Genomic DNA, 19,256 nt, shown 5'->3' with positions numbered 1-19,256 from the left:
GTTCCACCCGTTTCTTCGCTCCCTCCGCTCCCCCTGCTCCCCCTGCTCCCTCCGCTCCCTCCGCTCCCTCCGCTCCCCCACACCCCACCGAGCACACCCTAATCCTCTCCCGCGTGGTAGGAACTGCGGACTAGGGGGCCGGAGCGGACGTGGGAAAAGCCCATGTCGCGGGCGATCGCGCCGAGGCGGTCGAATTCTTCGGGGGTCCAGTATTTTTGGACTCGGAGGTGGTCCAGGGAGGGGCGCATATATTGGCCGAGGGTGAGGCGATCGCAGCCCACCGCCCGCAGGTCCGCCAGGGTTTCCAGGATTTCCGCTTCGGTTTCCCCGTGTCCCAGCATCAATCCGGATTTGGTGGGGATGGTGCGATCGCATTCTCGCACTTTCCGCAAGACATCCAGGGTGCGATCGTACTTCGCCCCCCGCCGCACCGGACCCTGGAGACGCCGCACCGTCTCGATATTGTGGTTGAAACAGGCCGGTTTCGCCCGCACCACCATCTCGATGCGCCGGTACTGCTCTTGGAGGGGGTCGCCCTCCCCCCGTCCGCCCCAAAAATCCGGGGTCAGCACTTCGATCTGGGTCTGGGGGCAGGCTTCGCGGATCGCCTCCATCGTTTTGACGAACCAACCGGCGCCCCCATCCGCCAAATCGTCCCGGGCCACCGACGTCAGCACCACATACCGCAACCCCAAAATCTGCACCGACTCGGCCACCTTTTGGGGTTCCTCCGGGTCGAGCGGCATGGGAGAATGGCCCTTGTCCACTTGACAAAAGGCGCAGGATCGGGTACACGTCGGCCCCATCAACAAAAAGGTCGCCGTCCCCCGGGCGTAGCATTCGCCCCGGTTCGGACAGCGGCCTTCCTCGCAAATGGTGTGAATTTGCCGCCGTTTGATAATTTGCTGCACCCGGGACAGTTCGCTGGCCTTGCCGATGGGGCGGCGCAACCAGTGCGGGATGGCTTCGACGGTTTCTCGGTTTTGGGATGAACGGGAATGGGTGGAAGGTGACATAAAAATTTGCTCAGACAGATCTGTAGAGAGAGGCGCCTTCTCATACTATAGCGATCGCCGCTCCGGTTTCAGCCGTCAGCCCGGGTTGTAATTGAGAGGTCCGAACCGTTTTGGCGATCGCGTGATAAGATCATTCTGGTCGGAAATTTCAGGCGGGGTGGGAGTTCAAGCCGATCGCCGGACATTCGGGGTAAATTCTGGCCGACCTCGGACGATCGCTCTGGGCCGACCGGATCAAATGTTGCCTTTAGCGGAAATAGCGTTTAATCTAAAGAACCGGGTTAAAGTGCGGGCCCTTAAGCAATACTAGACCCATGTTGAGAATATTTACTCGTCGCCGGGGGAGTCAGTCGTGGCAGGTCGGAAAATCCTAGTTATTGACGATAGTAAGGTCATTCGAGCGCGGGTTCGGGAAATGTTACCCCAAGGTAACTTCGACGTTCTCGAAGCCAAAGACGGACAAGAAGGGATCGACCTCGTCCGCAAAGAACACCCCAATTTGATCATGCTTGATTTTCTGCTGCCCAAACTGAGCGGGTGGGATGTCTTTCAACAGATTCAAGCCAGCGAGGAATTGCGGAAAATCCCCCTGGTGGTGATGTCCGGCCGCAAAGAGGAAGTGAGCGGAAAAATTTCCGAGCCCTTCGAGTATTTTGAGTTTATCGAAAAACCCTTCGAGAAAGGGCAACTGCTCGAGGCGATCAAATCCGCATTTAATAAAGCCAAAAAGCCCCGCCAACCCCTGCCGAGCGCGACTCCAGCCCGGACGCCCCAACCCAAAGATACCGCACCGGCGACGGCGGGGGCCGACGCAGCCAAGGTCAAAGCTTTGGAGCAGAAAGTGGCCCGGATGCAAGCCGAGATGGTCGCCCTCAAAAAGCAAGTCGCCCAACTCAAGGCTTTTGTTATCAAAAAATTGAAATAAGCCCCTTTCCTGAGTCTCCTATCCCCCTCTCGTCGCCCGTTTGAACCCCAACCCCTGAGCTTCCGGGGGCCTTTTCAATGTCAGGTTTTGCCGACCGATTCGCCATGACCCTATCTGCTTCGTTTCTTGACCAACTCAACGCCACGGCCGATTCCTTGACGGATCGGTTGGAGCGGTTTTCCCAAGTCCGAATATTGGTGGCGGGGGATCTCGCCCTCGACGAGTTCATGACCGGTCAGGTGGAACGCCTGTCCCGGGAGGCACCGGTGCTGATTTTGCGACACGAAAGCACCCGGCAAATTCCCGGCGGCGCGGCTAACGCCGTCTACAATTTTGCCAAGTTGGGGGCTCAGGTGCGGGTGGCGGGTTTGGTGGGAAAGGATGACCAGGGGGAGGCTCTGCGGCGTATTTTTACAGAAGCGGGAATTGATACGGGGGGCATTTTCACCGACCCCGGCCGCCCCACCGTCACCAAAACCCGCATCTCCGGCCACGCCCGCCAGTCCGTGACTCAGCAGATCGTGCGGGTCGATCGCAAATCCGACGATCTCCCCGACCCGGAACTGCGGGAGCGGCTGGCCGAATATATTCGCGCCCAGACAGATGCGGTGGACGGGGTGGTTTGCTCGGACTACGGGGACGGGGTATTAACCCCCCCGGTCATCGATGCGGCTCTGTCCCACTCCCAAACCGTGGTGGATGCCCAAATTGATTTGCACAGATATGGGGGGGCGACGCTGTTCACCCCCAACGTCCCGGAGGCGGAAAAGGCGGTGGGATACGCGATCGCCGACGAGGACAGTTTGAGGCGGGCCGGGGGCGACCTGCTGAACCTCACCGGCGCCAAGCGCATCCTGATCACCCGGGGGGAAGAGGGGATGAGTTTGTTCGAGCGGGACGCCGAAAATACGGTGCAGATGGACCCCATCCCGGCCTTCAACCGCACCGACGTTTTCGACGTCACCGGCGCCGGAGATACCGTCGTCGCCGCCCTCACCCTGGCCCTGTGTTCGGGCGCCTCGTTCTGGGAAGCGGCGGTTTTGGGCAATTTGGCCGCCAGTTTGGTCGTCCGCCAGTTCGGAACCGCCACCACCAGCACCACCGAGATGCGAGAGGCGCTGCGATCGCTTTTGGAGGGGGAGTAATGGCGGGAGTCGGGAGTAGGGAGTAGGGAGTAGGGAGTAGGGAATAGGTAATTTTTGACTTTTGACTTTTGACTTTAATTTCTATGTTAAATCGAGCGATCGTTCACGATGCCAAATCTCAGCAGTGGCTCTTGTTTGAAGAGCCGCGTTGTATCGTGAGGGCGGATAGCTGCGATCGCGTGGTTCCGGAGTTGTGGCGGGTGCACGAAATCATCCGGGATCGAAAATGGTACGCGGCGGGGTTTGTCAGTTATGAAGCCGGACCCGCCTTTGATCCGGCTTTGTCGGCTTATCCCCCGGACGGGTTTCCGCTGCTGTGGTTCGGACTGTATGAGAAACCGGAGGTTTTGGAACTGCCGCCGGCATCGGCCGGATCGGATTATACCCTCGGTGACTGGTTGCCCTCGGTGACTCGGGAAGAATACGATCGCGCCATCACCCAAATTCGGGATGATATCGCCCGGGGGGAAACCTACCAGGTGAATTACAGCTTTCGCCTGCGGGCGGAATTTTCCGGCGATCCCCGAGCGCTGTTTTTGCAGTTGGTGCGGGCGCAGCGGGCGAATTACGGGGCTTTTGTGGAGTGCGATCGCTGGTCGATTTGTTCGGCGTCGCCGGAATTGTTTTTTCACCTCTCCGACGGGCAACTGACGTCCCGCCCCATGAAGGGAACCGCCGCCCGGGGCCGCACATTGGCAGAAGATCGGGCGATCGCACAATGGTTGCAGGATTCGGAGAAAAATCGCGCCGAAAATGTCATGATCGTGGATATGGTCCGCAACGATATGGGGCGCGTCGCCGATCGCCACAGCGTCCGAGTTCCGCGGCTGTTCGAGGTGGAGCGCTACCCCACCCTCTGGCAGATGACGTCCACGGTGACGGCGAAAACCGGGGCACCGCTGCCCGAGATTTTCGCGGCCCTGTTCCCCTGCGCCTCGATCACGGGGGCGCCCAAACCCCGCACCATGCAGTTGATCCGGGAGTTGGAAACCGCCCCCCGCCGGATTTATACGGGTTGCATCGGCTTTATGGGGGGCGATCGCGCTGAGGCTCAATTTAACGTGGCAATTCGCACGGTTTTGGTCGATCGCGCCGCCGGACGGGCCGAATACGGGGTGGGCGGTGGCATTTTGTGGGACTCCACGGACAAAGACGAATATCGCGAATGTCAGGTGAAAGCCCGGGTGCTCACCGTTCCCCGGGACGATTTTTCCCTTTTGGAAACGATGCTATGGACTCCAGAATCGGGTTATTTTCTACTCGAATATCATCTGAAACGATTGCAGGAATCGGCGCTCTATTTTGGCTTTTCTTGGTCGATTGAAACCGTTAAAAATGAATTAATTTCTCTGACCAAAAAGTTGCCCGCACTTCCCCAAAAAGTCCGTTTGCTGGTCGATCGCGGCGGTTCGATCCGTTGCGAAACGGCGGTTGTGAAGGAGTCGGGAAGCGATCGCTCTCTCTGTTTGGGAATATCGCCGACTCCCGTCGATTCAGACAACCCGTTTTTATATCACAAAACCACCAACCGGACGGTGTACGAAACCGCCCGGGCTTCCCGTCCGGACTGCGATGATGTGTTGCTGTGGAACGAACGGGGAGAAGTGACGGAAAGTTGTATTGCTAATTTAGTTTTTCAATGCGGCGGGGAGTTGATGACGCCGCCGGTGCGGTGCGGCTTGCTGCCGGGGACGTTTCGGGAGTATTTGATTAAAAATAACCAGATAAAAGAGGAGATTATCTTATTAAATAAGATGGGTAATTTTGACAAAATTTATATGATTAATTCCGTGAGAAAATGGCGGGAAGTGCAGGTCAATTTTTCCGATCAGAAGCATCTTGAAAGGGGCTAAAGCCCAACAACGAGTTGATCGGCGAAAATAATTATTAATTGTTTTCATGTCCGAATAATCTGTTGGGTTTAGTTACTCAACCCAACCTACCCCGCTGCTATAATATGCAATCGGAGAGAGTTGACTGCCCTAGCTCAATCGAAAATCAATTATGTTGTCGATCTGTGAATGTCAGTGGTTAGTTTTTGTTCTAATTGCCCGAGGCTTCAATCCAGACTCAATAAACAGATTGCTGAGAAGACATTTACTGCTCCTCCCAATAGTTTTCCGATAAAAGAGCAGTGGAATCAAAGTTCAATTCCCAACTATCAGGAAATTCAGTTTTTTGATATTCAAAGCGGACATCATCTAACGCATCTCTGTAAACTGTATCTAACACTTCTCGAAGATAGGGCTTTAGACTGGGAGAATCATTCAAGAGGCCTTGTATTTGGCGACGTTGCTCTCGAATCGTGAGTTCCCATCCATTAAAATTTTCTGGACTCTCTACATAGATCCGTTTTAGCAAATGAGCCAATAACACTGTCAATCGATTTTTTAATTCTCGCTTGTCGCGTTTAGCCAAGCCTTCAATCTCCTCAATCAAGCCTTCGATATCCAAATGTTCAAAATTTCTCTCCTTGAGTTGAGAAACCGTGACTTCACACCACTCAATAAAATCGCGATCGTACAATTTTTGATTCCCCAGAGTTGAATCCATCTTAATATTGCTCCAATTTTACCAGACGCTTCCTACTGCTGCTGTACAGTGCTATAGTTCAATACGGGCAATGTAAACCAGAATGTCGCGCCTTGATTGGGATTGGCAATGTCGCCCCGCATGGCGCCGATTTTTCCCCCGTGGGCGTTGACAATTTGCCGACATAAATATAAGCCCAATCCCAACCCCTGAATGTTGCCCACTTTTCGGCCCCGTTGATATAATTCAAATAGCCCTTCGATTTCTGCTTCGTTCATGCCCACGCCGTCGTCAATCACGCGACAGCGGACGAACTGTTTTGGGGGATGATTTTGGGCATCAGTTTCGGTGATGACTTCCCCCAAAAGGGTAATAGTGATGCCGGGGGGATTGTATTTTATCGCGTTGGAAAATAGGTTGTCGAAGACTCGCCAAAGTTGGTTTGGATCGGCGTTTACTTGGGGTAAAGTTTCGGTCATTTTATTGTTTAATTTTGCCTTCTCTTTATTGAGAAGGGGTTCCCATTCTAGGGCTAATTTTTGGGTGAATTGATGCAGTTGCAGCGGTTCGGGGTTGAGGGTGATGCCCTGCAATTCGATATCACTGGTTTGGACGAGGGAATTGATTAATGCCAGTTGCCGATCGCAGCTATTCGCCATCCGCTTCAAAATCGAAGGGGGGACGGGCATTTCCGCGTCGGCTTCCGGCCGTTTTTTGAGCAAATTTTGCAGTACCATCAACATTCCCGTCACGGGATTTCGCAGGTCATGGGACATGGCGTGGATATAGACGCGCAGGGCAGATTCAACCTTTTTTCGCTCCTGAATTTCCCGCTGCAATTGTTCGTTTTGGGCGAGTAATTTTTTTTGCTGCTGGCGGACGGTCAGTTGGGTTCTCACCCGGGCTAAAACTTCTTGCACCTGGAAGGGTTTGGTGATGTAATCAGCCCCGCCGATATCGAAGGCTAAAACCTTGTCCATTGTCTCATTGAGGGCACTGAGAAAAACAATCGGAATCTCCCGGGTTTGGGGGGAGTCTTTCAACCGTTTGGCGACCTGGTAGCCGTCCAATTCGGGCATCATGATATCGAGGAGAATTAAATCGGGGGGTTCAGCCTCCACCGCCTGCAAAGCCCGCTGGCCGTTGATGGCCTTGCGAACCCGATACCCCTCCTCCAACAGCATCTGGGACAGCAGGCGCAAATTATCGGGGGTATCATCGACGATCAGAAGGTCAGCCTGGGGTTGGGAGGTGCGATCGCGGCTCATGGGGTAAATTTACCTAAAAAGAAGAAGCCAGCGCGGCTAAATCAAAGTTTTCACCATATCATCTATGGTATCCAGGCGAAAATCATCCACCAACTGGGTGAGGATGGCGGCGAGGTCGGCTTCCGAGGGGGGGATCTCGGCGATCAACTCCAGCACCTGGGCATCATCTCCGCGAATGGCGGCTTCGTAGAGTCGCCGCAGCCAATCCGGTGGCATCACCCGCAGGGCTTCCGGCGTCAGTGTTCCGGCGGTTCGGGGGGAGGCGGTTGGGGAGGGGGTTTCCGGGGCGTAGTGGTAGCGGATGCCCAGGTGGACGGCCATTTTCTCGAACAGTGCGATCGCCTGAAAGGGTTTGCGGAGGATATCGTCACACCCGGCTTTGCGAATGTCGTCTTCCTGTTCCTGGAGGGCGCTGGCGGTGAGGGCGATAATTTTCACCCCCTCCCCGGACGGTTGGGAGCGAATGCGGCGGGTGGCCTCGTAGCCGTCCATAACGGGCATTCGCATATCCATCCAAATCAGTTGGGGGGCGTATTGTTCCCAAACCCGGATCGCCTCCAGGCCGTTTTCGGCTTCAAATACCCGGAACCCCAGGGGTTCGAGTAACCGCCTCACCAGCAGGCGATTTTCCGGCACTTCGTCCACCACCAAAACCCGGTATTCCGCATGATCTTCGGATGCGATCGCGATCGGGCGCCGGGGGACTGTAGAAACCGCGATCGCCTCCCCCGTAGCCAAATCGGCGGGGATCTCGAAGCTGAACCGACTGCCCCGCCCCATGGTACTGCTAACGGTAATGGTGCCCCCCATCAACTCCACGAATTTGCGGCTGATGGACAGACCCAACCCCGTCCCCTGCTGGGCCTCCCGCCCCATTTCCGTCTGCACGAAGGCATCGAACAGGGTTTCGATCTCCTCCGGGGCGATACCCGGCCCGGTATCCTCGACGGCAAATTCCAGCACCACGGAATTGGCACCGGGAACCCCGGCTCGAAAATCGGCCCGCAACGTCACGCCCCCGTCTGCGGTGAATTTGACGGCATTTCCCAGCAAATTGATCAACACCTGGCGCAGCTTTTTTTCGTCCCCCAGGACGTAGCGGGGCAGATCCGGGGCGCGATCGGCTTTGCCGGTGGGCTTCGCCCAATCGCACCGCAGCCAGATCCCCCGTCCTTTCGCCCGCAGTTTGAACAGTTCCTCCAGGGTGTCCAGGAGGCGGTGCAGGTCGAAGGGGTGGCGCTCGACGGTAATTTTCCCCGCCTCGATTTTGGACAAATCGAGGATGTCGTTGATCAGTTCCAGGAGGTGTTCCCCGCTGCGGTTGATGATTTCCAATTCCTGGGACCCGGCCGCGAAGGTGGGGTTGTGGGCCATGATCTGGCTGAAGCCGAGGATGGCGTTGAGGGGCGTCCGCAGCTCGTGGCTCATATTTGCCAAAAATGTACTTTTCGCCCGGTTGGCGGCGTCGGCGGCCCGTCTAGCCTCCTCTAAGGCGACGTTTTGGGCGGCGAGTTTGAGGCTCTGCTGTTTTTCCCGCTCCAGGAGGCGGGCCTGGGCGAGGGCGATACCCATTTTGGCGGCGACGGATGCGAGCAGGTCGATTTCCTCGTCGGTCCAGGTGCGGAGGCGGCGGCACTGACTCAGGTAAATGGCCCCGTTGGGTTGGCCCCCGTAGGAGGTGCGGATGGTGAGGAGGGATTTGATTTGGAAGTGGTCGCAGAAGTCGATCGCCCCTTCGAGGAGGGGTTCGGCGCGGATGTCTTCCGTGGCGATCGCGACGTCCCGGCTCAAAACCCGTCGGGTGTAGGGGTGGTTGCCGAGGGGGTGTTGCCGGTTCAACATTGGGGGACATTCCGATTGCAGGTATTCGGCGACGGCTTCGATTTTGGGTTCGGGACTTGAGAGGTAGGTGTAAATCGTACAGCGATCGACGGCGAAGGTCTGCCCGATGCGGTTGGCGGCGATTTGGAAGATGTGGCGGGAGTCGAGGCTGGACCGCAGTTCTTCGGTGATTTGCCGCAGGAGTCGTTCCCGCTCGAATTGCCGTCTGAGGGCGATTTCGGCCCGACGGCGCTCGGTGATGTCGTTGCTGCTGGTGAGGAGGCACTCTTCGCCGTTGAGGTGGATGAGGTCGGCCGAGAGCAGTCCGGTGCGGATTTCGCCGGATTTGGTGCGGAATTCCAGTTCAAAATTGCGGACCTTGCGATCGCGGGCCATGATTTCGAGCATCTGCGATCGCTGTTCGGGGTGGACCCAGAGGTTGATTTCGAGGACCGTGCGGCCCACGATGTCCCCGACTTCGTAACCCGTGACGCGGCAGAAACTTTCGTTGACTTCCAGGTGAATGCCGTCCCGGAAGCGGCTGAGGGTGATCGGGTGGGGGGCGGAGTGGAAGGCGGTGGAGAATTTTTGTTCCGAGTCCCGCAGGGCGATTTCGGCTTGGCGACGTTCCCGCACGGCGGCTTCGGCAATTTCGACCTTTTGTTCGAGTTCCCGGGTGCGTTCGGCGACTTTCTGTTCCAGGCTGTGGGAGTAGTCCTGCAGTTGGTGGTAGGACCGTCGCAACTGGCCCCGCATTTGGTTGAAGGCCCGGGCGAGGGTCCGCAGTTCCCGGGTGCAATTCCGCCCGACTTTGCGATCCCAGTTGCCCCGGGAGAGGGCGTCGGCCGCTTGGGCCAGGGCGGCGACGGGGCCGGCGATCCAGCCCCCCGTGACCCACCCGATCGCGATCGCCACCCCCAGGGCGACTAAACACAGGGCGATGGTGATGCGGGTGTTGGTTTGGATTTGTTCCATAAAATCCGCTTCGGGAATCACCACCACGATCGTCCATTCCAGGCCCCGCTCGTCCTCGAAGGGGAGCAGTTTGACGTAGTGCATTTGGGACTGAATGGGGATTTTTAATTGTCGGGAATTTTCGATGCGATCGAAGCGGCCGAATTTTTCTTTTAAGTATGCGCTGACTTCTCGGGTCAAGACCTCTTCGCTTTGCAGGGCGATTTGGCGGACGACGCGATCGTTTTTTTCCCGAAACAGGGGTTCGGCGGTGGAACTGGCGACCAACAATCCTTCGGGATCGACAATGAACGCCTGACCGGTTTTTCCCATTTGAAAATCGCCGATAAAATTGCTGATGTGGGACAGGCCGATCACGATACTCATCACCCCCTCGGGTTCGGTGAAATTGCCGGGGGGATAGATGGGTTGGCTGGCGCTAATTTGCAGGATTGGGGGGGGCTCGAAGCGGGTGTAAATTTCGCTCCAAACGGGCTTTCGTGTCGCCATCGCGACCCGATACCAGGGCCGCTGGCGGGGGTCGTAATTCGGATCGATCGCGGCGGGAGGTCCGTTATTAATTGAATCTAAGCTGTCGTAGCGGTAAAGGTCAAAATTCGTCCCTTCGCCCGCCATGCCGACCTGCAACTTTCCCGTCCGCGTCCTGGCGGTGGAGCGATATTCGCCCTCTTCGTTGGCTAAGGAAAGGATGGCGATCGACTCGAAATATTTGGCTTTTCGCCACAGGTAAGCTTCCCATCCATCCAGGTCGTCAATGTCCAACAATCCCAAAGCGACCACATCTTGAATGTCCCGGCCGACCATAAAGGGGATGTCGAGGTAGGATTCCAGATTGGCTTCGATCCGCATCGCCACTTCTCCCATCAACTGCCGCGCCAGGTCGTCTACCGCTTTTTGTCCGTTTTTGAAGGAGAGATATCCGACAATTCCGACGGTGGCAAAAATCTGAATCACGAAGGGAATGACCAACAAGATCCGCAGGGATATATTGCCGGAAATTCGGGCGACAGTGCGGTTGAGACGGCGGCGAGTTTTGAGATGCATATCAGAATCGATGAGACCCATTTTGATCCCCCTCTCCCGGATGGGGAGGGGGTGGGGCAGAGTCGAAATTTTTGGAAAAATTTGACCCTGCAACAATTTGTTGGACGGTTCTAAACGGCGTTCAATCCCAACATCCCCTCGAGGGTAAAGTAGGTGAACAGGAACACGCCCACCACCAAACCCAACAGGGCGATCGCGGTGACAGGACGGTTGAGGAGGGGTTTGAAGCGTTCAAACAGGAAGAAGAAGATCCCGAGGCTGAAGCTGATCAGGTAGCGGGGATAGCGGGAGACATTTTCAAAAAAGTCTTTCATGGGTTGTTTTTATCAATCCAACGGTAAGGGGTTCATTCTATTAGTATTAACACTTGTCGCTCATTTCGACAAGTCGGGAAGGGGGTTCGGGCGCCAGTTTTATAAAACTCGTTTGATGGCGACCGAGTGGCTGTAAAGGTGGCCGTCATTCCCCACGATCGTCGGCAAAAAATCGCGGTCGTGAAGTTCTGTAAATTCCGGGGTATTTCTCATGGCTTTTAAATCCTCTTCGCTTTCCCAGTGGGCGATCGCCGTGACCCGGTTTCCGTCGTCGCTGGGGAGCAACTGGGCGGAGATGAAGCCCGGATGGTGGATCGCGACTTCGTTGTAAACCTTCTGAATGGCTCGGAGCGCATCCGGTTGTTTTTCGGGGATCACGGTAAAGACACTCACAAAGGTGATCATGATTTTTTAAAGTGAAATTCTATCGGAAGTGAACCGATCATACCATAGAATTGCAGCCCCTTGGGAGGCGTGAGTCGTGCAAGTTTTTTGGGGTGCGTTCCTACTCATCTATTATCGGTCAAGTGGTCGGTGAGAGTTGGGAACGCCCCCTACAATTGACGTTCAACCCGAATCAATTGATAATCAATTATCAATTATCAATTACTCTCGGTTCAGGCGATCGCCGGACTCCACGTCGAACCAGTGCATCTGCTTTCGGGGCAGGGTCAATTGCACCGTTTCGCTCTCCCAAGTTTGATCCGGTGGCACGATCGCCCGCAGGGTTTGATCGGAACCGTCGATGCGGACGCTGAGGAGTTTTTCTTTCCCCAAATCTTCCACCAAATACACCTTTCCGTTGACGGTATCGGCGTCGCTTTCTTCCCTCAAAAAAACGTCCTCCGGCCGGATGCCAAAGGTGATCACTCGGGGCGGTGCCTTCAGATCCGGGAGCTCGATGCGGAAGTCCCCCAAAACGGCTTTGCCGTCCTCGCAATCCAACGTCAACAAATTCATCTGCGGACTGCCAACAAACCCGGCGACAAATCGATTGGCGGGTTTCATGTAAATCTCGGCGGGGGTCGCCAACTGCTGCAAATACCCGTCGTAAAGTACCGCAATTTTACTCGAAAGCGTCATCGCTTCCGTTTGGTCGTGGGTGACGTAAACCACGGGTTTTTGTTGGGATTCAAACAGTTGTTTTAAGTCGGCGCGGACCTGTTCCCGCAACAGCGCATCCAAGTTACTCAGGGGCTCGTCGAGCAGGAAAACATCCGGATCTCTGACGAGGGCCCGCGCCAGGGCTACCCGCTGCCGCTGACCCCCGGAAAGTTGTCCCGGTTTGCGATCGAGGAGGTGGGCAATTCCCAGGCGGTTGGAAACGTCATTTACCCGCTTTTCAATCTCCGCACCGTCAACTTTTCGCAGCCGCAGCGAAGTGGAAATATTTTCCGAAACGGTCATGTGGGGATACAGCGCGTAACTCTGAAACACCATCGCGATGTTGCGCTTTCCTGGCGGGATGTTGGTCAAGTTTTCGTCGCCCAAAATCACCAGACCTTCCGTTGGCATATCCAGTCCGGCGATCATCCGTAGCAGGGTCGATTTTCCGCACCCGGAGGGGCCGAGGAGGGTGAGAAATTCGCCGTCATCGACGTTGACGCTGACATCTTTGACGGGGATGACATTGTGGGCGAATTGCTTGCGTAATTTTTTCAGTTGAAGTTGAGCCATGATCATCTAAAAGTTGAGTGGGAAAGAATTAACCTTTGACCGCACCGGCGGTAATGCCTTGGACGATCCGGCGCTGGAAAATTAGCACCAAAATCACCAGGGGAATGGTTCCGGTGACGGTCGCTGCTGCGATCGGGCCGTAGGGAATTTCAAAGACGGATGCCCCGCCGATTTGTGCCACCGCCACGGGAATGGTGTACATCTCCTCTCGGGTGATAAACGTGAGGGCAAAAATAAACTCATTCCAGGCAAAAATAAACGTGAGAATTCCCGTTGTCACCAACGCCGGGAGGGTCATGGGAAGGACAATCTGCAACAGCATCTCCAGGGTGCTATAACCGTCAATTTTAGCCGAATCTTCCAGATCTTTGGGCAGTTGTTGGAAAAAACTCCTCAGCACCAAAATTGTCAGGGGAAGGTTGATGGCGGTGTAGGGAATAATGAGGGCAATGTAATTATTTCCTAAACCCAAGGCTTTGACAATTTCCAGGAGTCCCAGAAACAGCAGGACATAGGGAAATAAACTGATCACCAATATAAACACCAGGATGATATTTTCTCCCGGTATTTTCAGGCGAGTCAGGGTGTAGGCGGCGGGGGCGCCCACGCCCAGACAGAGGACGGTCGAAGTCAGGGAAACGAAGGCGCTGTTGAAGACGTAGCGCAGGAATCCCCATCCCAAACTTCCGTAATGATCCCAGGTTAATTGGTCGGGACTGGGGAAGTAAATGTTGGGGATAGTGGAAATGGCTTCGTTGGTTTTAAAAGAAGTCAATAATTGCCACATAACGGGGGCGAGGCAGAAGATAATGGTGAGGACGACGCCCACCCACAGGGCAATTTTGCTGTAGTTAATTTTTCCGCTGGCTTGGGATTCCGGAGCGGGTTGATTGGTGACGGACATTGATTATTTACCTCCCATAACGTTGACGCGAGATTTCGACAGGAAAAATGCGGCGATCGCCACCGCTAAAATCAGCAGTAAAAACGTGACGACTACCAGGGCCGCACCGTAGCCGAAATCCAGGTATCTTCGCACCGTGGCATAGATATAAATAGAGACGGTTTCCGTGGCACCCGCCGGCCCCCCACCCGTCATCACCTGCACCAAGTCAAAGATGCCGAAAGCTTGGGCAAATCGGAACAGCAGGGCGATGATAATTTGGGGGGTGACGAGGGGGATGGTGATTTGCCAAAAACTCTGCCACGGCGTCGCCCCGTCGATGGCGTGAGCCTCGTACAAATCGCCGGAAATCGATTGCAAACCCGCCAAAAGAATGATGGCGATAAAGGGGGTGGTTTTCCAGACGTCGGCGATAATCATCGCCAGCATCGCCCGGGTGGGATCGCCCAGCCAAGTGATGGGTGTTGCGATCAATCCCAGGCGGGTGAGGAGGTCGTTAACAATTCCATATTGGTCATTGAAAATCCACGCCCAAGCTAACCCCATCACCGCCGTAGGTAACGCCCAGGGAATGAGGGAAGAAGTGCGGACGAATCCCCGCCCGAAAAAGGCTTGATTCAACACCAGGGCGATCGCCATTCCCAGCACCAATTCGGTTAAAATGGAGACGGCGGTAAAGATGCTGGTATTCCACATACTCTGCCAAAATCTACCATCACCGACCAGGCGCTGATAGTTGGCGAAACCGGAAAAAACCGATTCCAGTTGGGTTCCTAAATTGTTGGTAAATAAACTCAACCAAAACGCCCGGGCGATGGGGTAAATAAACACCAAAGCGAGGATGAGCAGTGCCGGCGTAATTAAGTACCAGCCGGTGAGTTTTTCTCTGCGATCGATATTATTTTGAGTCATGATATTGGGTTTATCGCTTCAACAGGGCGCGAGTTTCATTCGCCGCCGCTTGCATGGCTTGTTCCGGGGTTTGACTGCCCGTCAGAGCCGCGCTCAGGTAACGCTGGAGGATGTCGGAAGCCTGGGCATATTGGGCGACGGGCGGACGCAGGACGGGATTTTGAACCACGTTTAACAGGTCAGGAAGGTAGCTAAATTTTGCCACTAACTGAGGATCGTTAAAAAGGGATGTTTTGGCGGGGACGTACCCGGTTTCTAGGAAGTATTTAATCTGCACTTCTGGGCGACTGAAATATTCGATCACCGTCCAAGCTTCGTCTTGATTGTCGGAACTCGCAGAAATGCCGAATCCCCAACCGCCCAGACAGGCACCGCTGCCGTGTTCGGGTTGGTGAACCATCGGTTTGATGGCAAATTTTCCGGCAATTTCCGAGTCCGAAGCCAGGGAATAAACGTAGGGCCAGTTCCTTAAAAAAGCGGAATTGCCATTTTGAAATAGGCGGCGGGTTTCCTCTTCGGCGTAGGTGGTGACGCCGGGGGGAGAAATGCCTTCGCTGATGGTGTCGCGCAGAAATTCTACTGCTGCGATCGCCTCGGGTTTGTCCAAACCGACTTCCTGGGTGTCCGCGTCGATCCAAAATCCGCCGTATCCCTCCAAAATCTCGGTGAACATGGCAGATAATCCTTCATATTGTTTGCCCTGCCAGACGTATCCCCAGGGGACTAATTCTTGCTCTTGCAGGGTGTTGGATAGGGTCATCAATTCCTCGAAAGTCTCCGGCGGTTCCGCCCCAATTTCCTTCAATAAATCGGTGCGGTAGTAGAGCATTCCCCCGTCGGTTCGGAAGGGCATTCGATACAATTTTCCTTCGTAGCGACCGCCGTTGACATCTCCTTCTAAATAGGCATCTAACTGTGTTTCTGTGACGCGATCTGAGAGGCTCGACAACCAACCTGCTGCTGCAAATTTTTGCACCCAAACGATATCCATGTAAACGAGATCGTAGGGGGAATCTCCCAGCAAAAATGCGGAGGTATAAAGATCTTCAACCAAGTTGGTGTTGTTGGGGCCTTTGACGACTTCGAGGCGAAGATTGGGGTGTTCGTTATTGAAATCCTCGACTAACGGTTCCCACTGGGTTCCTTCCAGGGCTTGAATGAGGACTTTCACCGTCACGGGTTGTTGGGTGATAGCCGGCAGCACGGCGAGGCAAATGATACCCACAAAGGTGGCGATCGCTAATCCAAAATGAAGCCAGAATCCTTGGGATTTGGAATTGGGAGGGCGAATATTAATCCTCAATTTAATGGCATGAAATTTAAACATGATTTTTTGAGAGATAATTTGATCACTGTTACCATTGGCGATTTCTCGATTTAGCATCGATGAAATCCGAGACAAACTTATGCGAAACTTGGCGATCGGCGACTCATCTGGGCGATCGCATCCCCCCAAGGGAGGCGACCCCGATCCAGGTTGCTATTATAGATAGAGATGGAAAGAATTGCAATCTAAGTTTAGATTCCTTAATATTTGAGACCGGCGATCGTCGGATTGCGGGGGGACACGGCCCTCGATTTTCCACCGTCGCCGATCGCAGATCGAGACCCAATTTAGCCCGTCGAAATGGACGATTTTTAACCGCAAAAATGACGGGAAAAGGAGGGCGATCGGGTCGGAGGACGGCGGACGGGGGCGGGGCGGTCTGTACAGAAACCGCGATCGCCGGTAAAATTTGGTCAAGATTGGCAACATCGTGCCAGCCAGCATTTTGGGAAGCAGCAGTGTTAGACATCAAACTCATTCGGGATAATCCACAGGCCGTTCAAGACCGCCTCAACCTGCGGGGAGATTACGATCTGCAGCCGATCTTGGCGTTGGAGGAAAAACGGCGATCGCTCGAACAGGAACGCATCCGACTCGAAACCCGCAGCAACGAGATCGGAAAACTCGTCGGAGAAAAAATCAAGTCCGGGGTCGATCCCAAAGGGCCGGAAGTCCAAGAATTGCGGGACGAGGGACAGCAAATCAAGTCCCAATTGGGCGATCTCGAACCCCAAGAAAAAGAGTTAGCCGCCGAAATTGACGCCCTCTTGTTGCCACTACCCAACCTCCCGAGCCCAACCACTCCGGTGGGAAAAAGCGAAGATGAAAACGTCGAAATTCGCCGCTGGGGAGACGAATACAAAACCCAAAATTCCGACATTTTACCCCACTGGGAAATGGGCGAAAAGTTGGGAATTTTTAACTTTGAAAGAGGGGTAAAAATAGCCCAAAGTCGTTTCGTCGCCCTCGTCGGTGCGGGTGCTGCTTTGGAACGAGCCTTAATTCAATTCATGCTCGACACCCACACGGCGAACGGCTACGTCGAGGTGATGCCGCCGCTATTGGTGAACAGCACATCTTTGACGGGGACGGGTCAACTACCCAAATTTGCCGAGGAAAGTTTCAAGTGCGGCGAGGACGACCTGTGGCTGATCCCCACCTCGGAAGTCCCGGTGGTCAACTTATATCGGGATGAGATTTTAGAAGTGGAAAATCTTCCCATTTACCACTGTTCCTTTACTCCCTGTTTTCGCCGGGAAGCCGGAAGTTACGGCAAGGATACCCGGGGTTTGATCCGACTCCACCAGTTCAATAAAGTCGAGTTGGTGAAATTGGTCAAACCGGAAACCTCCGAGGAAGAACACCAAAAATTGGTGGCAGATGCCGAGGGGATTTTGCAGGCTTTGAAACTGCCCTATCGCGTCATCGAATTGTGTACGGGAGACTTGGGATTTGCGGCGGCGAAGTGCTACGATTTGGAGGTTTGGTTGCCTTCGGCGGAAACCTACCGGGAAATTTCGAGCTGTTCTAACGTGATGGATTTCCAGGCTCGGCGGGCGAACATTCGCTACCGGGAAGCCAAGGGCGACCAGAAGAAGAAGAAGAAGAAAACCGAGTTTGTCCACGCTTTGAACGGTTCCGGATTGGCGATCGGACGGACGATGGCGGCGGTGTTGGAAAACTACCAGCAGCCGGACGGAACGGTTCGGGTTCCCGAGGTTTTGCAGCCTTATTTAGGGCGGGAAATACTGTAGGATTTTGCCCGAGTCGGTTGGGTTGGGCATCCGCTCAACCCGACATTATAATTGATTATAATGCTATAATAATCTTCGTGACTTTATTCGACGGACGGATGAGCGTCAGAGTAGAATCGCCCTCACCCCCGACCCCTCTCCCAATTCTGGGAGAGGGGAGAAAATCAATTCTACGAGTTTTAAACAAAAATTTGCAGGTCAAAATAGACGATCGCCAAGTAGGACAACAACCACAACAGCAGGCTAATTTTGATGCTGTTATCTTCGATTAAGATGCGATCGGGTTCTTCTCCTGCCGCCAAAACGGTGACGATCCGCTTGTAGTGCATGACGGCATAGTAGACGATGGGAACGGTGATTACCAGGGACGGATTTTTGTCTGAACTGATGGTAAATAGGGAATAACACATGATGGTCATGGTCGCCGTACTATTGATCAAGGAGTCGAGATAGGGTAAGGTATAGTGGGATAAAACCGGGCGTTGTTGGTTGGTTTGTCCTCGCTGATAAAAGAGTTTTAGATAGGAGTGTTTTCCGGCGGGATGGAGGGATGCGGGGGATAATTCTTCTAAGGATTCGATGGGGTTTTGTTTGTGGAGGAGGGAGAGGAGTTCCGATCGCCGTTTTGCGAAGCCTTGAAATAGGGTTAAAAAGAACGTGCAAAGGGTGATCCAGGCGGTGGGGGTGTCCCCCACGGCGTAGATGCCGGCGAGGAGGCGGAGGACGAAACCGAAGGCGATACAATTGACGTCGAAGAGGGGAATATTTTTGAGTTTTAGGGAGTAGGCGATATTGTTAATTCCGTACAGCAGCAGGCAGGAAAATACGGCGATTCCCAGGTGGTAAGAACCGATGAGGGAAACGGTTACTAAGAAAACGGCGATCGCGGTGGCAGTTGTCAGTCTCACCCGTCCGCTGGCGAGGGGACGGAGTCGCTTTTTGGGATGTTGGCGATCGCGTTCGATGTCTTGAATGTCGTTGAAAATGTAGACGGCGGATGCTATCATTGAAAAGAGGATGACGGTGAGGATACCGTTGGCGATCGCCTCGGGTTGCAGCAGCCTCCCGCCAAAAATTACCCCCGCCAAACAGAACAGATTTTTCGTCCACTGGTGGGGACGCAGCAGCTTGATAATATCTCGAATTCCGAGCGAAACTTGAGGATCGTCTGAGTCGGAGATATCCGCAGATTTTGCTTGAATTCTCGTACCAAATTTAGGTTTCATTGCACTCACTCTAACACCACAGCACAGTCCTCAGCGGGACATGATAATGATACCAGCAAATATGGTGGCGAGCCCAACCCACTGATTCAGTTCAAACCGTTCGCCGAATAATACATTTCCGGCGATCGCAATTAAACTAAACCCGATCCCTGCAAAAATCGGATAGGCGGTGGAAACGGGGAGTTTGTCCAGAGCTCTGGCGAACAAAATCACGTTGATTCCGTACACCATAATTCCTCCGATAAACCAGGGAGAAAACAACAATGCCAATAACCCCGGATCGGTGGCGACGAGTCGCGACTTTTTCAACAGCAGACTGCCGATACAGTTGTTGACGGCAGCCAGCATCAAAAATCCCCATCCACTCAGATAAAAATTCATATCGCAGTTTCCCATAATATGTGAACATTTTGAGG

The 19,256-nt window shown here is 54.3% G+C and carries 16 protein-coding genes; 4 read left to right on the top strand and 12 right to left on the bottom strand.

Annotated features, from left to right (window positions below):
* Positions 1-98: 98 nt before the first annotated feature.
* Complete coding sequence (gene lipA / locus LKE08_RS06105; RefSeq protein WP_324703312.1) at positions 99-1,016, bottom strand: lipoyl synthase; 918 nt, start codon at positions 1,014-1,016, stop codon at positions 99-101.
* Positions 1,017-1,368: 352 nt separating this feature from the next.
* On the opposite strand from lipA, the gene LKE08_RS06100 reads away from it, so the two are divergent.
* The 3 genes from LKE08_RS06100 (at position 1,369) to pabB (ending at position 4,939) form a co-directional block, all read left to right on the top strand.
* Positions 1,369-1,941, top strand: a complete 573-nt coding sequence (locus LKE08_RS06100; protein ID WP_324703311.1) for a response regulator — start codon at positions 1,369-1,371, stop codon at positions 1,939-1,941.
* Positions 1,942-2,045: 104 nt separating this feature from the next.
* Positions 2,046-3,086 (top strand): PfkB family carbohydrate kinase, encoded by a 1,041-nt coding sequence (locus LKE08_RS06095; protein WP_324703314.1) that lies wholly within the window; start codon positions 2,046-2,048, stop codon positions 3,084-3,086.
* An 83-nt stretch (positions 3,087-3,169) separates the two neighbouring features.
* Positions 3,170-4,939 (top strand): aminodeoxychorismate synthase component I, encoded by a 1,770-nt coding sequence (pabB, locus tag LKE08_RS06090; RefSeq protein ID WP_324703310.1) that lies wholly within the window; start codon positions 3,170-3,172, stop codon positions 4,937-4,939.
* A gap of 244 nt (positions 4,940-5,183) precedes the next feature.
* On the opposite strand, the gene LKE08_RS06085 is transcribed toward pabB, so the two are convergent.
* The 9 genes from LKE08_RS06085 to LKE08_RS06045 all read right to left on the bottom strand — a co-directional run bounded on the left by LKE08_RS06085 (position 5,184) and on the right by LKE08_RS06045 (position 15,860).
* Positions 5,184-5,639 (bottom strand): DUF29 domain-containing protein, encoded by a 456-nt coding sequence (locus LKE08_RS06085; RefSeq protein ID WP_324703309.1) that lies wholly within the window; start codon positions 5,637-5,639, stop codon positions 5,184-5,186.
* Between the two features lie 32 nt (positions 5,640-5,671).
* Positions 5,672-6,886 (bottom strand): hybrid sensor histidine kinase/response regulator, encoded by a 1,215-nt coding sequence (locus tag LKE08_RS06080; protein ID WP_324703308.1) that lies wholly within the window; start codon positions 6,884-6,886, stop codon positions 5,672-5,674.
* Positions 6,887-6,922: 36 nt separating this feature from the next.
* A complete protein-coding gene (locus LKE08_RS06075; protein WP_324703307.1) occupies positions 6,923-10,726 on the bottom strand; it encodes an ATP-binding protein in 3,804 nt (1,267 codons plus the stop codon).
* A gap of 110 nt (positions 10,727-10,836) precedes the next feature.
* Positions 10,837-11,040 (bottom strand): DUF751 family protein, encoded by a 204-nt coding sequence (locus tag LKE08_RS06070; protein WP_324703306.1) that lies wholly within the window; start codon positions 11,038-11,040, stop codon positions 10,837-10,839.
* Between the two features lie 99 nt (positions 11,041-11,139).
* Complete coding sequence (locus tag LKE08_RS06065) at positions 11,140-11,445, bottom strand: antibiotic biosynthesis monooxygenase family protein (protein ID WP_324703305.1); 306 nt, start codon at positions 11,443-11,445, stop codon at positions 11,140-11,142.
* Between the two features lie 201 nt (positions 11,446-11,646).
* Positions 11,647-12,717 (bottom strand): ABC transporter ATP-binding protein, encoded by a 1,071-nt coding sequence (locus tag LKE08_RS06060; RefSeq protein WP_324703304.1) that lies wholly within the window; start codon positions 12,715-12,717, stop codon positions 11,647-11,649.
* 28 nt (positions 12,718-12,745) lie between these two features.
* Entirely contained in the window at positions 12,746-13,621 is an 876-nt protein-coding gene (locus LKE08_RS06055) for a carbohydrate ABC transporter permease (protein WP_324703303.1), read from the bottom strand.
* Between the two features lie 3 nt (positions 13,622-13,624).
* Positions 13,625-14,533 carry a sugar ABC transporter permease gene (locus tag LKE08_RS06050; RefSeq protein ID WP_324703302.1) on the bottom strand — a complete coding sequence of 303 codons (909 nt, stop codon included), beginning with the start codon at positions 14,531-14,533 and terminating at the stop codon, positions 13,625-13,627.
* Positions 14,534-14,543: 10 nt separating this feature from the next.
* Positions 14,544-15,860, bottom strand: coding sequence for an ABC transporter substrate-binding protein (locus tag LKE08_RS06045; protein ID WP_324703301.1), 1,317 nt, complete (start codon positions 15,858-15,860; stop codon positions 14,544-14,546).
* A gap of 458 nt (positions 15,861-16,318) precedes the next feature.
* Here LKE08_RS06045 and serS point away from each other — a divergent pair, with 458 nt between their 5' ends.
* Positions 16,319-17,614 carry a serine--tRNA ligase gene (gene serS, locus LKE08_RS06040; RefSeq protein ID WP_324703313.1) on the top strand — a complete coding sequence of 432 codons (1,296 nt, stop codon included), beginning with the start codon at positions 16,319-16,321 and terminating at the stop codon, positions 17,612-17,614.
* 179 nt (positions 17,615-17,793) lie between these two features.
* Here serS and LKE08_RS06035 read toward each other — a convergent pair whose 3' ends face one another.
* Positions 17,794-18,840: a UbiA prenyltransferase family protein gene (locus LKE08_RS06035; RefSeq protein ID WP_324703300.1), complete on the bottom strand. Its 1,047-nt coding sequence runs from the start codon at positions 18,838-18,840 to the stop codon at positions 17,794-17,796.
* A 30-nt stretch (positions 18,841-18,870) separates the two neighbouring features.
* Positions 18,871-19,221 carry an SMR family transporter gene (locus LKE08_RS06030; protein WP_324703299.1) on the bottom strand — a complete coding sequence of 117 codons (351 nt, stop codon included), beginning with the start codon at positions 19,219-19,221 and terminating at the stop codon, positions 18,871-18,873.
* Positions 19,222-19,256: the final 35 nt, after the last annotated feature.

This window comes from Lyngbya sp. CCY1209 (genome assembly GCF_035615495.1).
GTDB lineage: Bacteria > Cyanobacteriota > Cyanobacteriia > Cyanobacteriales > Microcoleaceae > Limnospira.
The sequence above is the reverse complement of the archived record's forward strand: the minus strand, read 5'-3'. Positions and strand labels throughout refer to the sequence as shown.

What these genes read in the sequence shown, in the direction of transcription:
- LKE08_RS06075 (WP_324703307.1), bottom strand. Translation starts at nt 10,726, where the DNA reads ATGCATCTCAAAACTCGCCGCCGTCTCAACCGCACTGTCGCCCGAATT.
- LKE08_RS06035 (WP_324703300.1), bottom strand. Translation starts at nt 18,840, where the DNA reads ATGAAACCTAAATTTGGTACGAGAATTCAAGCAAAATCTGCGGATATC.
- LKE08_RS06080 (WP_324703308.1), bottom strand. Translation starts at nt 6,886, where the DNA reads ATGAGCCGCGATCGCACCTCCCAACCCCAGGCTGACCTTCTGATCGTC.
- LKE08_RS06060 (WP_324703304.1), bottom strand. Translation starts at nt 12,717, where the DNA reads ATGGCTCAACTTCAACTGAAAAAATTACGCAAGCAATTCGCCCACAAT.
- LKE08_RS06030 (WP_324703299.1), bottom strand. Translation starts at nt 19,221, where the DNA reads ATGAATTTTTATCTGAGTGGATGGGGATTTTTGATGCTGGCTGCCGTC.
- LKE08_RS06065 (WP_324703305.1), bottom strand. Translation starts at nt 11,445, where the DNA reads ATGATCACCTTTGTGAGTGTCTTTACCGTGATCCCCGAAAAACAACCG.
- LKE08_RS06055 (WP_324703303.1), bottom strand. Translation starts at nt 13,621, where the DNA reads ATGTCCGTCACCAATCAACCCGCTCCGGAATCCCAAGCCAGCGGAAAA.
- LKE08_RS06050 (WP_324703302.1), bottom strand. Translation starts at nt 14,533, where the DNA reads ATGACTCAAAATAATATCGATCGCAGAGAAAAACTCACCGGCTGGTAC.
- LKE08_RS06095 (WP_324703314.1), top strand. Translation starts at nt 2,046, where the DNA reads ATGACCCTATCTGCTTCGTTTCTTGACCAACTCAACGCCACGGCCGAT.
- pabB (WP_324703310.1), top strand. Translation starts at nt 3,170, where the DNA reads ATGTTAAATCGAGCGATCGTTCACGATGCCAAATCTCAGCAGTGGCTC.
- LKE08_RS06045 (WP_324703301.1), bottom strand. Translation starts at nt 15,860, where the DNA reads ATGTTTAAATTTCATGCCATTAAATTGAGGATTAATATTCGCCCTCCC.
- lipA (WP_324703312.1), bottom strand. Translation starts at nt 1,016, where the DNA reads ATGTCACCTTCCACCCATTCCCGTTCATCCCAAAACCGAGAAACCGTC.
- LKE08_RS06070 (WP_324703306.1), bottom strand. Translation starts at nt 11,040, where the DNA reads ATGAAAGACTTTTTTGAAAATGTCTCCCGCTATCCCCGCTACCTGATC.
- LKE08_RS06085 (WP_324703309.1), bottom strand. Translation starts at nt 5,639, where the DNA reads ATGGATTCAACTCTGGGGAATCAAAAATTGTACGATCGCGATTTTATT.